At 68.6% G+C, this 14,118-nt stretch carries 15 protein-coding genes; 11 read left to right on the forward strand and 4 right to left on the reverse strand.

Going from position 1 to position 14,118, the window contains the following annotated elements; genetic code table 11:
- The first annotated feature begins 6 nt into the window (after positions 1–6).
- The 6 genes from G6N53_RS11045 to G6N53_RS11070 all read left to right on the forward strand — a co-directional run bounded on the left by G6N53_RS11045 (position 7) and on the right by G6N53_RS11070 (position 4,904).
- On the forward strand, positions 7–372 hold the full coding sequence (locus tag G6N53_RS11045; protein ID WP_163888494.1) for a DUF742 domain-containing protein: 366 nt from the start codon (positions 7–9) through the stop codon (positions 370–372).
- Entirely contained in the window at positions 353–925 is a 573-nt protein-coding gene (locus tag G6N53_RS11050) for a GTP-binding protein (RefSeq protein ID WP_163888495.1), read from the forward strand. The genes G6N53_RS11045 and G6N53_RS11050 overlap by 20 nt, the downstream gene beginning before the upstream one ends.
- Positions 926–929: 4 nt before the next feature.
- Positions 930–1,481: a pentapeptide repeat-containing protein gene (locus tag G6N53_RS11055; RefSeq protein WP_163888496.1), complete on the forward strand. Its 552-nt coding sequence runs from the start codon at positions 930–932 to the stop codon at positions 1,479–1,481.
- A 54-nt stretch (positions 1,482–1,535) separates the two neighbouring features.
- Positions 1,536–3,110, forward strand: coding sequence for an FMN-binding glutamate synthase family protein (locus G6N53_RS11060; RefSeq protein WP_163888497.1), 1,575 nt, complete (start codon positions 1,536–1,538; stop codon positions 3,108–3,110).
- Between the two features lie 91 nt (positions 3,111–3,201).
- Positions 3,202–3,648: an RrF2 family transcriptional regulator gene (locus G6N53_RS11065; protein ID WP_163888498.1), complete on the forward strand. Its 447-nt coding sequence runs from the start codon at positions 3,202–3,204 to the stop codon at positions 3,646–3,648.
- Between the two features lie 35 nt (positions 3,649–3,683).
- Positions 3,684–4,904: a globin domain-containing protein gene (locus G6N53_RS11070; protein WP_163888499.1), complete on the forward strand. Its 1,221-nt coding sequence runs from the start codon at positions 3,684–3,686 to the stop codon at positions 4,902–4,904.
- On the opposite strand, the gene G6N53_RS11075 is transcribed toward G6N53_RS11070, so the two are convergent.
- From G6N53_RS11075 to G6N53_RS11085, 3 genes are all read right to left on the reverse strand, one after another.
- On the reverse strand, positions 4,901–5,479 hold the full coding sequence (locus G6N53_RS11075) for a TetR-like C-terminal domain-containing protein (RefSeq protein WP_237166485.1): 579 nt from the start codon (positions 5,477–5,479) through the stop codon (positions 4,901–4,903). The two genes, G6N53_RS11070 and G6N53_RS11075, sit on opposite strands and share 4 nt — an antisense overlap.
- Before the next feature lie 68 nt (positions 5,480–5,547).
- Positions 5,548–8,109 (reverse strand): FHA domain-containing protein, encoded by a 2,562-nt coding sequence (locus tag G6N53_RS11080; protein ID WP_163888500.1) that lies wholly within the window; start codon positions 8,107–8,109, stop codon positions 5,548–5,550.
- A gap of 54 nt (positions 8,110–8,163) precedes the next feature.
- The gene (locus G6N53_RS11085) at positions 8,164–8,559 is read right to left on the reverse strand and encodes a nuclear transport factor 2 family protein (protein ID WP_163888501.1); all 396 of its coding nucleotides are present in this window, start codon (positions 8,557–8,559) and stop codon (positions 8,164–8,166) included.
- Positions 8,560–8,617: 58 nt separating this feature from the next.
- Here G6N53_RS11085 and G6N53_RS11090 point away from each other — a divergent pair, with 58 nt between their 5' ends.
- Positions 8,618–9,181, forward strand: a complete 564-nt coding sequence (locus tag G6N53_RS11090; protein WP_163888502.1) for a TetR/AcrR family transcriptional regulator — start codon at positions 8,618–8,620, stop codon at positions 9,179–9,181.
- Here the strand turns inward: G6N53_RS11090 and G6N53_RS11095 are convergent.
- Positions 9,165–10,361, reverse strand: coding sequence for an NADH:flavin oxidoreductase (locus tag G6N53_RS11095; protein ID WP_163888503.1), 1,197 nt, complete (start codon positions 10,359–10,361; stop codon positions 9,165–9,167). The genes G6N53_RS11090 and G6N53_RS11095 overlap by 17 nt on opposite strands.
- A 58-nt stretch (positions 10,362–10,419) precedes the next feature.
- Between G6N53_RS11095 and G6N53_RS11100 the strand changes: the two genes are divergently transcribed.
- From G6N53_RS11100 to G6N53_RS11115, 4 genes are all read left to right on the forward strand, one after another.
- Entirely contained in the window at positions 10,420–11,268 is an 849-nt protein-coding gene (locus G6N53_RS11100) for a bifunctional methylenetetrahydrofolate dehydrogenase/methenyltetrahydrofolate cyclohydrolase (RefSeq protein ID WP_205390356.1), read from the forward strand.
- 39 nt (positions 11,269–11,307) lie between these two features.
- Positions 11,308–11,601 (forward strand): DUF3017 domain-containing protein, encoded by a 294-nt coding sequence (locus G6N53_RS11105; protein WP_163895761.1) that lies wholly within the window; start codon positions 11,308–11,310, stop codon positions 11,599–11,601.
- A gap of 107 nt (positions 11,602–11,708) precedes the next feature.
- Positions 11,709–12,839: a ferredoxin reductase gene (locus tag G6N53_RS11110; RefSeq protein ID WP_163888505.1), complete on the forward strand. Its 1,131-nt coding sequence runs from the start codon at positions 11,709–11,711 to the stop codon at positions 12,837–12,839.
- A 10-nt stretch (positions 12,840–12,849) separates the two neighbouring features.
- Positions 12,850–14,082, forward strand: coding sequence for a fatty acid desaturase family protein (locus tag G6N53_RS11115; RefSeq protein WP_163888506.1), 1,233 nt, complete (start codon positions 12,850–12,852; stop codon positions 14,080–14,082).
- Positions 14,083–14,118 lie beyond the last annotated feature (36 nt).

A 14,118-nucleotide genomic window follows, 5' to 3' on the forward strand; every position in this document is an offset into this window, starting at 1 on the left:
CGCCCGATGGATCAGGGGCGCAGCGACGACGAGCCGAGTCTGGTCCGCCCGTACACGCTGACCGCCGGGCGCACCGACGCACGTGTCGAGCTCCCGCTGGAGGCGCCGGTGGGCGCGGTGTCCCCCGCGCAGCCGCCGGGGTGGCCGGGCAACGACGTCCGCGGGCAGATTCTGGCGATGTGTGCCGAGCGTCCCTCGGTCGCCGAGATTGCCGCGCATCTCTCACTGCCGCTCGGCGTGGCGCGGGTGCTGGTGGGGGATCTGGTGGTGCAGGGTTATCTGCGGGTGCACACCACCCTGGGCGGGGCCGCGACGGCCGACGAACGACGTGAACTGATCGGGAGGACTCTGCGTGGTCTCAGGGCACTCTAGGGGGGCGGCGTCGACGAAGATCGTCATCTCCGGTGGCTTCGGGGCCGGAAAGACGACGTTCGTGGGCGCGGTGTCGGAGATCGTTCCGCTGCGCACCGAGGCCCTGGTGACCAACGCCTCGGCGGGGGTCGACGGTCTGGATGCCACCCCGATGAAGACGACCACCACGGTCGCCATGGATTTCGGCCGGATCAGCCTGGGCGAGGACCTGGTGCTGTACCTGTTCGGCACCCCGGGGCAGCGACGGTTCTGGTTCATGTGGGACGACCTGGTACGCGGCGCGATCGGTGCGATCGTCCTTGTCGACGTTCGCCGACTGGCCGACAGCTTTGCCGCGGTGGATTTCTTCGAGGCGCGGAACCTACCGTTTCTGGTTGCCGTCAACGAGTTCGACGGTGCGCCGCGACATCCGCTCGGAGCGGTGCGCACGGCGCTCGCCCTGTCCGACCACGTGCCGGTGATGGCCGTCGACGCCCGCAGTCGGGACTCGGCGAAGGCGGCGCTGATCGCGGTGGCCGAGTACGCGCTGAGCCGGCTCACGCCGGCCGGCTGACGGGGTGGACTCCTTCGAGGCCGATCGTGAGTTCGACGGTTGCGATTTCCGCGACGACGACCTCAGCCGGCTCAAGACCGAGCGGGTGATATTCACCGGGTGCAACTTCTCCGGTGTCGACCTGTCCGACTCCGAGCATGTCGGCTCCGCGTTCCGCAACTGCACGTTTCGCCGAACTTCGCTGTGGCACAGCACGTTCCGCCACTGCAGCTTCCTGGGGTCGACGTTCACCGAGTGCCGGATGCGGCCGGTGACGATGGTCGAGGTGGATTTCACGCTGGCCGTTCTCGGCGGCGCCGACCTGCGCAAGGTCGACCTGTCCGATTGCAGGCTGCGTGAGGCCAGCCTGGTGGGCACCGACCTGCGCGAGGCGGTGTTGCGGCGCGCCGACCTCAGCGGCGTGCGGGCACAGGACGCGCGCCTCGAGGGTGCCGATCTGCGGGGCGCCCGTACCGATCCGACGTTCTGGACCACCGCGAAACTGCGGGGCGCCAAGGTCGACATCGAGCAGGGGCTGGCCTACGCGGCGGCGCACGGACTCGACATCGGCGGGTGAGTCGGGCGAGTCCGGGACCGTTTCGGCTCGTGCTGGGCGGGAAACACTTCGCGCATGAGCCGCGTTCGCAGCGTTGTCGCAGCCGTCGGATCGGCCGCGGCAGCAGTCGTGGCCCGCGACCTCTTCCAGCGCAAGCACGCGTTGCTGCGCAACTATCCTCTCCTCGGGCGCGCCCGGTACCTGCTGGAATCCGTCGGCCCGGAGCTGCGGCAGTACATCGTCGCCGCCAACGACGAGGAGCGGCCGTTCACCCGTGACCAGCGCCGGTGGGTCTACGCCTCGGCGAAGAGCGAGAACAACTACTTCGGGTTCGGCACCGACAACGATCTGGAGTACACGGCCGGCTATCCGGTGATCAAGCACCGCACCTTCAGCCGCGCAGCACCCGCCACCGGGCCGCAGGCCACCCGCGCGGTCGAGCTGCCGTGCGCAAAGGTGGTCGGTGCCGCGCGCGGCCGCCGGCAGGCGTTTCGGCCGAGATCGGTGGTCAACATCTCGGCGATGAGTTTCGGCTCGCTGTCGGCCAACGCCGTCGAGGCTCTCAACCGCGGCGCCGCGATCGCCGGCTGCCTGCACAACACCGGGGAAGGTGGGCTGTCCCGCTACCACCGCCACGGCGGGGAACTCATTTTCCAGATCGGAACCGCCTATTTCGGCTGCCGCGACGCCGAGGGCCGCTTCAGCATCGACAAGCTCAAGGACGTGGTGGCCGGTGCGCCCGTGCGGGCCCTGGAGATCAAACTCAGCCAGGGGGCCAAGCCGAGTCTGGGCGGGTTGTTGCCCGCGACCAAGGTGTCCGCCGAGATCGCTGCCGCCCGCGGCATCCCGGAGGGGCGCGACTGCGCCAGCCCGTCGCGGCACGCCGAGTTCGACGACACCGACAGCCTGCTCGACTGGGTCGAACTGCTCGCCGCCGAGACCGGGCTACCGGTGGGGATCAAGTCGGCAGTCGGGGATCTCGAGTTCTGGCACGAGCTCACCGACCTGATGTGCAGAACGGACCGCGGGGTCGACTTCGTGACCATCGACGGCGGCGAAGGCGGCACCGGCGCGGCGCCGCTGATCTTCACCGATACCGTGTCGCTGCCGTTTCAGCTCGGCTTCGCCAGGGTGTATCAGATCTTCGCCGAACGCGGTCTGCAGGAGCGGGTCGCCTTCATCGGCGGCGGCAAGCTCGGCCTGCCCGACAACGCCGTGGTCGCCTTCGCGCTGGGCTGCGACATGGTCAGCGTGGCGCGCGAACCGATGCTGGCGATCGGATGTATCCAGGCTCAGAAGTGCCACACCGACACCTGTCCCACCGGGGTCGCCACCCAGAACGCCTGGCTGGCCCGCGGCCTGGTGCCCGAAGAGAAGGCGGTCCGGACCGCGAACTACATCAAGACGATGCGCCGCGACCTGGTCAAGGTGGCCGAGGCGTGCGGAGTGGAACATCCCGGCCTGATCAGTACCGACGCCGTGGACATCCTCGACGGCCGCACCGGCTCCACACCACTGCATGAGGTCTACGGGTACAAGCCGGGAATGGGGCTGCCGTCCGCGGCGGACTGCGACGAGATCGTCCGCCTGATGGCTGTGCGGGAACCGCACGGCGGTACGGCACCGCCATCCCCGTCCGCCGTCAGCTGAGAGCCTGGTCAAAAAACCGCACGTCACAGGGTGTTTGACGGCACACCGCTAAAAGTCGCATCTGTGATGCGCAATTACTAGCGTCAATGTCATGCAACTGACCCGGTTCACCGATCTCGGGCTGCGGGCGATGATGCTGCTCGCCGCCGGGGAGGCTGACGGTCAGCGGGTCACCACCGGTTCGATCGCCGCCGGCGCCAACGCCTCGGAGAACCACATCGCCAAGGCGGTCTCCCGGCTGGCCGACCTCGGCATGGTGCACGCCCGTCGCGGCCGCACCGGGGGTCTCGCCCTCACCGAGGAGGGACGGCGGGCGTCTGTCGGGTGGCTGGTCCGTCGCCTCGAAGGCGACCGGGAGGTCATCGAGTGCGGTGGCGAGAACCCGTGCCCGCTGATCCCGGCATGCCGGCTGCGGCGCGCGCTCGCCGACGCCAAGGAAGCGTTCTACCGCGAGCTGGACCGCTACACCGTCAGCGATCTGGCCCGGGGAGCGAACCTGTCGCTGCTGCCCATGGGCCACGGCCCACCCACCCCCTGAGTTACGGCACGCCCACCACCACCGAAAGGCCCACCATGAACGTCACCGCCGCCCCCGCCGAACTCGAGCCCGCGCACGCGCAGATCGTGTCCGCGACGCTTCCGCTGATCGGCGCGCACATCGACGAGATCACCACCGACTTCTATCGGCGGATGTTCGACGCGCACCCGGAACTGCTGCGCAACCTGTTCAACCGCGGCAACCAGGCCCAAGGCGGCCAGCAGCGTGCGCTGGCGGCGTCCATCGCGACCTTCGCCACCCATCTGGTCGACCCGGCGCTGCCGCACCCGGCCGAGCTGCTGTCGCGGATCGGCCACAAGCACGCCTCGCTCGGGGTGACCGCAGACCAGTACCCGATCGTGCACGAGAACCTGTTCGCCGCGATCGTGGCGGTGCTGGGCGCCGACACCGTCACCGAAGAGGTGGCCGCGGCCTGGGACCGGGTGTTCTGGATCATGGCCGACACCCTGATCGCTCTCGAGCGTGACCTCTACCGCGCCGCGGGGGTCGACGACGGTGATGTCTACCGCCGGGCCCGGGTGGTCTCGAGGGTCGACGACCCGTCGGGCACGGTGCTGCTCACCGTCCGGTCAGACGATGAGCCGTTCTCCGGTTTCTTTCCGGGACAGTATGTTTCGGTCGGGGTGACGCTGCCCGACGGCGCCCGCCAGCTGCGCCAGTACAGCCTGGTCAACGCCCCCGGCGACGAGCTGACCTTCGCGGTCAAGCCGGTGCCGGCCGTCGCCGATCAGCCCGCCGGTGAGGTGTCCGGTTGGATCGCGGCGAACGTGTGTGTCGGCGACCTGCTCGATGTCACCGTGCCGTTCGGCGATCTTCCCGCCCCGACCGGTGATGTGCCGCTGGTGTTGATCTCGGCGGGCATCGGGATCACCCCGATGGTCGGCATCCTGGAACACCTCGCTGCCGAGGCGCCGGCCACCGCGGTGCGGGTGCTGCACGCCGACCGCAGTGACCAGAGCCATCCGCTGCGGGAACGCCAGCACGAACTGGTCACCCAGTTGCCCAACGCCGACCTGGACGTCTGGTACGAGGACGGAATGACGGCGGGCACCGCCGGCGCGCATCCCGGCCTCTTGTCACTCGACGGTGTCGAACTTCCCGACGACGCCCACTTCTACTTGTGCGGCAACAGCGGTTTCGTGCAGGCGGTCCGTTCCCAGCTGGTCGATCGCGGGGTGCTGACCGAGCGGGTGCACTGCGAGCTGTTCGCGCCCAACGACTGGCTGCTCGGCTAGACCGCGCAGACTGCGAGCGCCACCATGTCGGCGATCGCGCGGCAGTACTTCGGCGTGACCGGCAGATCGGTGAACAGGGCGACGCTGTGCAGTGGCGAGGTCAGCAGCTGCAGCGTGATCAACGGGTCCGCGTCGCCGCGCAGCTCGCCGCGGGAGGCGGCTCGCGCGAAGATGTCCTCGATCGTTTTGCGGCGCAACATCCAGAACTGCACCCTGGTCTCGGAGTCGACGGCCATGGACCTGCAGTCGACGACGAACATCCGGGTGATCCTGCGTCCGACAGGGTCATTGAGCATTGTGCCGAGGGACAGCGCGAGCGCGGTGAGGTCACCGTGCAGCGAGCCGGTGTCGCGCAGTGCGATCAGCGTTTCGCTGTAGCCGGTCATCGTGTCGATGATGAGTTGGCGTTCGCTGACCCAGGTCTGGCGGAGGTACTCGGTGGGCAGGTGCGAGCGGTGAGCGACCGCTTCGAAGCTGAAGCGGTCCACGCCCCACTGCTGCATCTCTGCAAGCGCACCGTCCAGTGCGGCACTACGCATCGTCGCGTCGTTTTCGGACACGTCGTTTTCGGACACTGACTGTTCCACCGGCACCCCCCGCGCATGACCCTACGGAAGATGACGCGGCTTGCCTACCGCTTCTGTCAGGCGGGTTTGAGCCGCAGCCGCCAGCGCACGAACCCCAGATAGAAGACGCTGATCGCCGCCAGCATCGCCATGTCGAACAGCCATGCGCCGGAGGTGTGCTCCCAGTGCCGGTCCTTCGGTGTCAACGGTCCGGGCACCAGCCGGATCAGGTCGATCGTGGACGCCGAGGCTGCGAAACCCCACCGCGCCGGTGTGGCCCAAGACATCTGGTCGAGCACCAGCCGGTCGGTCACCGGGATCATGCCGCCGGAGAACACCAGCTGGCTCATGATCGCGACCACCAGCAGCGGCATGATCTGCTCGGACGACTTGGCCAGAGCGGACAGCGCCAGGCCGACCATCGCCGCGGCCACGCACGTCGCCGCGATGTCGACGAACAACTCCAGGCTGCGGTCGCCGATCACCGCGCCACTCTCGACCGACCCCGGGCCCCAGCCCTTGCCCGCGATCGCGATCGACGTGACGATCGCCGACTGCACGATCGCGAAGGCGGTGAACACCACCACCTTCGCCATCAGGTAAGCGGTCGTGGACAGGCCGACGGCCTGCTCGCGTTTGAAGATGGCCCGCTCGCCGATCAGTGCGCGGATGGTCAGGGCGGTGCCCATGAAGATCGCGCCCACGTTGAGCATCACCAGGATCTGTCCCGGTTCGTTGGGCGCTTCACCGCCTTCCATCGCGGTCCTCGGCACGCCGAAGCCGACGTCGCCGGGCACCGACAGCGACAGCACACCCATGATGAACGGCAGCATCATCAGGAACGCGAAGTAGCCGCGGTCGGAGATCACCAGCCGGATCTGGCGCCGGGCGATCGTGGACAACTGCCTCGGCACGCTGGTGCGGGTCGGGTTGCCCAGCTCCGACGGGGTCAGGGCAGCCGGTGGCGGTGGCGGTGGTCCGTGCTGGGCCAGGTAGCGCTGCGCTGCGGCGTCCGGGTCTCCGGCGACGCCGGAGAAGATGTCGGCCCAGTTGGTGGTCCCCATCGACGCGCCGATCTGGTCGGGCGGGCCGTAGAACGCGGTCTTGCCGCCCGGGGCGAGTAGCAGCACCTGGTCGCACACGTCGAGGTAGGTCAGGGAGTGGGTGACGACGAGCACCACGCGGCCTGCGTCGGCCAGCTGCCGCAGCATCGTCATCACCTGGCGGTCCAGCGCCGGGTCCAGACCCGAGGTCGGCTCGTCGAGGATGAGCAGCGACGGGCCGGTCAGCAGTTCCAGCGCCACCGAGGCCCGCTTGCGCTGCCCGCCGGAGAGCTTGTCGACGCGGGTGTCGAGGTGCTTGGTCATCTCGAGTTCCTCGAGCACCTCGTTGACGACCTGCTCGCGGTCGGTCTTGGTGGTGTCGGGGGGCAGCCGAAGCTCGGCGGCGTACATCAGCGCCTGCCGGACCGTCAGCTGGCCGTGCACCACGTCGTCCTGGGGCACCATGCCGATCCGGGAGCGCAGCGAGGCGTACTCGGCGTGCACGTCGTGGCCTTCGAACGACACCTGGCCGGTGGTCGGGTGGGTGTAGCCGGCGACCAGCCGGGCGAACGTGGACTTTCCGGCGCCCGAGGGCCCGATCACGGCGGTCAGCGTCCCCGGCCGTGCGGAGATCGAGATGTTCTCCAGCAGTGTCTTGTTGCCCTCGATGGTCCACGTGACGCCGTGCACGTCCAGGCCGCCGGTGGTGGTGTCGGCGGCGGTCGCGGTGCGACGGACCAGGGTGCCGTCGCGGAACAGCAGGTCGACGTTGCCGATGGTGACCGTGTCGCCTTCGGTCAGCGTCGCGCTCTCCACCCGGGCGCCGTTGACGAAGGTGCCGTTGATGCTGCGGTTGTCGCGGATCTCGGCGGTCCCGGACGGTCCCGGGATCAGGGTGGCGTGGTGTCGCGAGGCCAACACGTCGGGGATGACGATGGTGTTGTCGGGCGCGCGGCCGATCTTGATCGAGCCGGGCGGTGCCTCCTGCGGGCGTCCGGGCCGCAGGATCCGCAGCATGCTGGTCGCGAGGTTGCCGTCGGCGGAGCGCGGGGCTGCCGCCGGGCCCATCACGGTGGCGGACTCCAGCGCCGGCGAAGACAGTGGCTGCGGCACCGGAGCGGGCCGCGACGGCGGCGCCGGATGCGATGGTCCGGTGGGATATCCGGGCTGCGGGCGCGGGGCGGGGGGCCGGATCGTCGGGGCCGGCGGCTGGCCGGGCCAGGCTGTGCCGGAGCGGCCCGCGACGGGGACCGCCGCCGTCGGTGGCGGTGCGCCGACCGAACCCTGATGACGGCCGACCTCGAAGGTCAGCAGTGGCCCGTCCGGGTTGCCGACATGGATCTGCTGGCCGTCGGCGATGTCGACGGCGGGCAACCGGCGCCCGTTGACGTACATCCCGTTGAGGCTGCCGTTGTCGATGGCGATCCACCGGCCCTGGTCGAACCGCACCACCAGGTGCGCCCTGGAGATCAACGGGTGGGCGATCCGAACGTCGGCGCGCAGATCCCGGCCCACGACGACGTCACTGCCGGGGGCGAAGGTGCGTGGGGATCCGTCGTACCGAACGGTCAGCGCGGGGGGTGCCGGTCGGCTCACGGAGCCGCTCCGGCGGCGACATTAGACATCGGGAGCAACTCTATCGGTATCGGCTCACCCGGTGAGGTGCCACCTGACGGTGTCTGTGATCTGATGCAGCGCCGTTATCTGCCCGTTCCGCACGGCGATGACGTGTGCGAAGGCGGCGTCGACGCCTGTGTCGGCCTCGCGCGCCGAGCCCCGGTAGCGGCCGAGCACGACGACACGGTCGCCGCCTTCGACGGCCAGGAACTCCACCGGTTCGACGTCGAGGTCGTAGAGGGCGTCGATGCGTCCCCACACGTCGGAGATCATCGCGACACGCCCATGGTGCGCACCGCCGACGCCGTCGGGCATACCGTCGCTCACCCGGCCCTCGAAATCCTCTGTCAGCAAGTCGAATAGCGCCTGGCCGTCGTGCTCGGACAGAGCTCTGTAGAAGCGTCGCGCGGTGTGTGTGGCGGTATTCATCAAATCTCCCGAGTGTCGATCACCTATTAGAGACTATCCTCTATTTTAGGGTGGAGCAATGCCGCGACCCGCCCGATACACCGTCGACGTACTGCTCGACGCGGCGGCCGAACTCCTTGCCGCCGACGGTCCCGCCGCGGTCACGATGTCGGCGGTCGCCCGCGCCACCGGGGCGCCGAGCGGCTCGGTCTACCACCGGTTCCCGACACGGGCGGCGTTGTGCGGCGAGCTGTGGGTGCGCACCGAGGAACGGTTCCAGGAGGCGTTCGTCGAGGCTTTGGCGAGCGGCGACGATCCGCAACAGCGGTGTGTGGCCGCCGCGCTCAGCGTTGTCGCGTGGTGCCGCGAACACCCCGTCGAGGCGCAGGTGCTGCTGGCCGGCCCCGACGAACTGGGGTTGCACGAGTGGCCCGAGCCGCTGACCGGTCGACGGAAACGGTTGCAGCGCAAGCTCCGCAAGGTGCTCAACGAGATCCCCGAGGACCCCGGCCGGGTCAGCGCCGCATTGATCGATGTGCCGTACGCGGTGGTGCGGCGCCACCTGCGGGCGCGCCAGCCCGTTCCGGCGGGCGCCGACACGATCGTGGCGGACTGCGCCAGGGCACTCATCTCCCCGAACTGACCGGTGACGGCGAACCGGTGCGCACGCAGTAGGTGTGGCTGTAGATCGTCGGCATGCACAGATTGCAGTGGTCGCAGATCGACTTCACGCTGTTGTCGTCCTGGATCCGGTTGAGCAGATCGGGCTCGGCCAGCAGCGCACGTCCCATCGCGACGAAGTCGAAACCCTCGGCCATCGCGCGGTCCATCGTCTCGCGGTTGGTGATTCCGCCGAGCAGGATCAGCGGCATCGTCAACTCCGCGCGGAACTGCTTGGCCTCCCGCATCAGGTATGCCTCCTGGTACGGGTATTCGCGGATGAACTTCTTGCCCGACATCCGGATGCCCCACCGCAGCGGTGGCTTGAACGCCCGGGAGAACTCCTTGATCGGGGCGCCGCCGCGGAACAGGAACATCGGGTTGAGCAGCGAACTGCCCGCGGTCAGTTCCAGCGCGTCCAGCCCGCCGTCCTCCTCGAGCCATTTGGCGGTCTGGATCGACTCCTCCAGCGGGATGCCGCCGCGCACGCCGTCGGACATGTTCAGCTTCGCGGTGACCGCGATCTGGTCGCCGACCGCTTGTTTGACCGCCAGCACGACCCCGCGGGCCACCTTCGCGCGGTTCTCCAGCGACCCGCCGAACTCGTCGGTGCGGCGGTTGATCAGCGGGCTGAGGAACGCGCTGGCGAGGTAGTTGTGGCCGAGATGGATCTCCACGGCATCGAAGCCCGATTCGATCGCCAGCCGAGCGGCGCGTGCGTGCGCCTCGGTCACGGCGTCGATGTCCTCGCGGCTGGCCTTCTTCGCGAACCGCATCGACAACGGGTTGAAGAACCGCACCGGGGCCAGTGCCTGCGCCTTGTTGGTGCGCGCGTTGGCGACCGGTCCCGCATGACCGATCTGTGCGCTGATCGCCGCGCCCTCGGCATGGATGGCATCGGTCAGCCGGCGCAGCCCGGGCACCGCCTCGGGACGCATCCACAGCTGCCACCCGTCGGTGCGCCCGCCGGGAGCGACGGCACAGTACGCGACCGTCGTCATCCCGACCCCGCCGGCGGCGGGCAGCCGGTGGTAGGTGATCAGGTCCTCGGTGACCAGCGCGTCGGGCGTCGACGCCTCGAACGTCGCGGCTTTGATGATCCGGTTGCGGAGCGTGATCGGCCCGAGCCGGGCGGGGGTGAACACATCATGCGGGGCTGTCATGTCGCCGAGCATGCCACGCCTCCGTGGAGAAAGAACTGAGCCTGACACAATGGCTGCCGTGGGTGCGATCACTTTGGACGGCAAGGCCACGCGCGACGAGATCTTCGTCGACCTCACCGAACGCGTCGCGGCTCTGACCGCGGCGGGCCGGACCCCCGGGCTGGCAACGGTGCTGGTCGGCGACGACCCGGGTTCGCAGGCCTACGTCCGCGGCAAGCACAGCGACTGCGCCAAGGTCGGCATCAACTCGATCCGGCGCGACCTGCCCGCCGACATCAGCCAGGGCGCCCTGCTAGAGGTGCTCGACGAGCTCAACGCCAACCCCGACTGCACCGGCTACATCGTCCAACTGCCGCTGCCCAAGCATCTCAACGAGAACGCCGCCCTGGAGCGGGTCGATCCGGACAAGGACGCCGACGGGCTGCACCCCATGAATTTGGGCAAGCTGGTGCTCAACGAGCCGGCCCCGTTGCCGTGCACCCCGCGCGGCATCGTGCACCTGCTTCGGCGCTACCAGGTCGAGATCGCCGGCGCGCACGTCGTCGTCATCGGACGGGGGGTCACCGTCGGCCGCCCGCTGGGGCTGTTGCTGACCCGTCGCTCGGAGAACGCCACGGTGACGCTGTGCCACACCGCCACAAGGCACCTGCCCCAGATCACCCGCGAGGCCGACATCATCGTGGCCGCGGCCGGGGTGCCGCACATGGTGACCGCCGAGATGGTGCGGTCGGGCGCAGCCGTCGTCGACGTCGGGGTCAGCCGCGACGACGCGGGCAAGCTGGTCGGCGACGTACATCCCGACGTGTGGGACGTGGCAGGCCATGTCTCCCCGAATCCCGGTGGCGTCGGACCGCTGACCCGGGCGTTTCTGCTCACCAACGTCGTCGAGCGTGCCGAGCGGGCATGAATAGCCGATGAGCGCTTGCGCGAAGAGCAGACGGCGCCGGTGACACTGCGGGAGTTCGGCCGCAGGGTGTTCGGCGGGCAGTGGCCCATCCTGGTGGTCGGTCTGTTCCTGCTGGCGGCTTTCGTGCTGGTGGCGATGGGCTACTGGCGTCGCGGCGCGGCGGTGATGGCCGTCGGCGTCGCGGTCGCTGCCGGGCTGCGGTTGACGCTGTCCGACGACCGGATCGGACTGCTGGCGGTGCGCTCCCGCACGGTGGACTTCCTCACCACGGCGTCGGTCAGCGCGGCCATGCTCTACATCGCGTGGACCATCGATCCGCTCGGCACCAGCTAGCGACTCCGAGACCGAATGCGTTTTAGCTACTCGCAAGTAGGGTAGACCGCTCGCATCGGGTTTGTGACAGCGGTCACAGCCCGTCATCCGCGAGTGAAAGGCGATTGATGGTGTCGGCGTTGAAGACCTTGGCGCGGTGGAGCAAAGCGCCCGCCCGTGATGTGTCCGCCCCCTCGGGATCCTGGGTCAACATGGTTCGCGGCCTGGCCGCGCGGGCCACCACACCGCTGCTGCCCGACGACTATCTGTCATTGCTGAACCCGCTGTGGTCGGCGCGGGAGCTGCGTGGCGAGATCGTCGAGGTGCGGCCGGAGACCGACGACACGGCCACGGTGATCATCCGTCCGGGGTGGGGGTTCTCGGGCGACTACCGGGCGGGACAGTACGTGGGCATCGGGCTGCGGGTGGACGGTCGCTGGCACTGGCGGTCGTACTCGCTGACCTCGGTCTCCGATCTGGAAGAAGAGGACATCTCGATCACGGTCAAGGCCACCCCCGAAGGGTTCCTGTCCACGCACCTGGTCAACGGCGTCGAACCCGGGACCATCATCCGACTCGCGTCCGCCAAAGGCGATTTCGCGCTTCCGGACCCACCACCGGCGTCGCTGCTGTTCATCAGCGCCGGCAGCGGCATCACCCCGATCATGGCGATGCTGCGGTCCCTGCGGGCCCGAGGTGAGCGGCCGGACATCGTGCACGTGCACTCGGCGCCGTCGGCCGACGCGGTGATCTTCCACGACGAGCTCCGCCGGCTGGAAAGCGAGCAGGACGGATACCGACTGCACCTGCAGATCACCGAACAGGACGGCAAGCTCGACTTCGACAGGCTCGACGACATCGTGGCCGACTGGCGTGAGCGTTCGGCGTGGGCGTGCGGGCCCACCGCGATGCTCGACACCGTCGAGAAGATGTGGGAGGACAACGGCCTCGAAGATTCGCTGCACATGGAGCGGTTCAGCATTGCCGCCACCGACAAGGGGGGCGAGGGCGGCACCGTGACGTTCGCGATCTCCGACAAGACCATCAAGATCGACGGCGCGACGTCGATCATGCAGGCCGGGGAAGAGGTCGGCATCCAGATGCCTTTCGGCTGTCGGATGGGCATCTGCCAGACCTGCGTGTTGCCGCTGGAGGCGGGCCACGTGCGCGACTTCCGGTCCGGGCAGGAGCATGGCGCCGGCGATCGGATCCAGACCTGCATCTCCACCGCATCCGGCAACTGCACCATCAACGTCTGAAGGGAACATCATGGCGATCACCGACATCAAGGCCTACGCGCATCTGACCACCGAGGACGTCGAGAACATCACCGCCGAACTCGACGCGATCCGGGCGGACGTCGAGGAATCCCGCGGCGAGCGCGACGCGCAGTACATCCGGCGCACCATCCAGTTGCAGCGCGCGTTGGCGGCCGGAGGCCGGGCCGCGCTGTTCGCAAGCAGCAGCCGGATCGCGCGGGTCGCCGGCACCGCGATGCTGGCCACGGCGAAGATCATCGAGAACATGGAGCTGGGCCACAACATCATCCACGGGCAGTGGGACTGGATGAACGACCCGGAGATCCACTCCACCGAATGGGAGTGGGACACCATGTCGCCGTCGGTGCACTGGAAGAAGTCTCACAACTTCATCCACCACAAGTACACCAACGTGGTCGGGCTGGATGACGACATCGGCTACGGCATCATGCGGCTCACCCGGGACCAGCGGTGGGAAGGGTGGATGATCGGCAACCCGATCTACAACCTGACGCTCGGCACCCTGTTCGAGTGGGGGGTGGCGCTGCACGGGGTGGAGACGACGAAGTACCGCAAGGGTGAGAAGTCGATGGCCGAGGTGCGAAAGGACCTCAAGATCATCGGCCGCAAGGTCGGCAAGCAGGTGGGTAAGGACTACATCGTGTTCCCGGCGCTGGCCGGCACCAACTGGAAGCACACCATGAAGGCCAATTTCGTCGCCAACCTGATCCGCAACTACTGGTCCTACATGGTGATCTTCTGCGGCCACTTCCCCGACGGGGCGGACAAGTTCACCGTCGAGGAGTTCGAGAACGAAACGCAGGGCGAGTGGTACCTGCGACAGATGCTGGGGTCGGCGAACTTTCACGCCGGGCCGGTCATGGCGTTCATGAGCGGCAACCTGTGCTACCAGATCGAACACCATCTGTTTCCGGATCTGCCGAGCAACCGCTACGCGGAGATCAGCGTGCGGGTGCGGGCATTGTGCGAGAAGTACGACCTGCCCTACACCACGGGTCCTCTTGCGCGCCAGTACTTCCAGTCGTTCTGGACGATCCTCAAGCTCGCGCTGCCGAACCGGATGCTGCGGGCCGACGCAGACAACGCCCGCGAGACCCGATCGGAGCGCGCGTTCGGCCGGGCTGTCCAGGCCCTCCGCAACGGGGAGGCGGCACCGTCGTCGGGTCCGCGGCGCGGACTGCTCACCGCCTTGCGGCAGGCCGGAAACCCGGCTGCCGCGTGAGCCCGCTGCCGCGTGAGCCGCTCGCCATCCGTGAGC

Source organism: Mycolicibacterium hippocampi, from assembly GCF_010723735.1.
Classification (GTDB): domain Bacteria; phylum Actinomycetota; class Actinomycetes; order Mycobacteriales; family Mycobacteriaceae; genus Mycobacterium; species Mycobacterium hippocampi.

Excerpts from the sequence above, each read along its gene's own strand:
- G6N53_RS11045 (WP_163888494.1), top strand. The coding sequence starts at position 7 with ATGGATCAGGGGCGCAGCGACGACGAGCCGAGTCTGGTCCGCCCGTAC.
- G6N53_RS11060 (WP_163888497.1), top strand. The coding sequence starts at position 1,536 with ATGAGCCGCGTTCGCAGCGTTGTCGCAGCCGTCGGATCGGCCGCGGCA.
- G6N53_RS11065 (WP_163888498.1), top strand. The coding sequence starts at position 3,202 with ATGCAACTGACCCGGTTCACCGATCTCGGGCTGCGGGCGATGATGCTG.
- G6N53_RS11070 (WP_163888499.1), top strand. The coding sequence starts at position 3,684 with ATGAACGTCACCGCCGCCCCCGCCGAACTCGAGCCCGCGCACGCGCAG.
- G6N53_RS11085 (WP_163888501.1), bottom strand. The coding sequence starts at position 8,559 with ATGAATACCGCCACACACACCGCGCGACGCTTCTACAGAGCTCTGTCC.
- G6N53_RS11090 (WP_163888502.1), top strand. The coding sequence starts at position 8,618 with ATGCCGCGACCCGCCCGATACACCGTCGACGTACTGCTCGACGCGGCG.
- G6N53_RS11095 (WP_163888503.1), bottom strand. The coding sequence starts at position 10,361 with ATGACAGCCCCGCATGATGTGTTCACCCCCGCCCGGCTCGGGCCGATC.
- G6N53_RS11110 (WP_163888505.1), top strand. The coding sequence starts at position 11,709 with ATGGTGTCGGCGTTGAAGACCTTGGCGCGGTGGAGCAAAGCGCCCGCC.
- G6N53_RS11115 (WP_163888506.1), top strand. The coding sequence starts at position 12,850 with ATGGCGATCACCGACATCAAGGCCTACGCGCATCTGACCACCGAGGAC.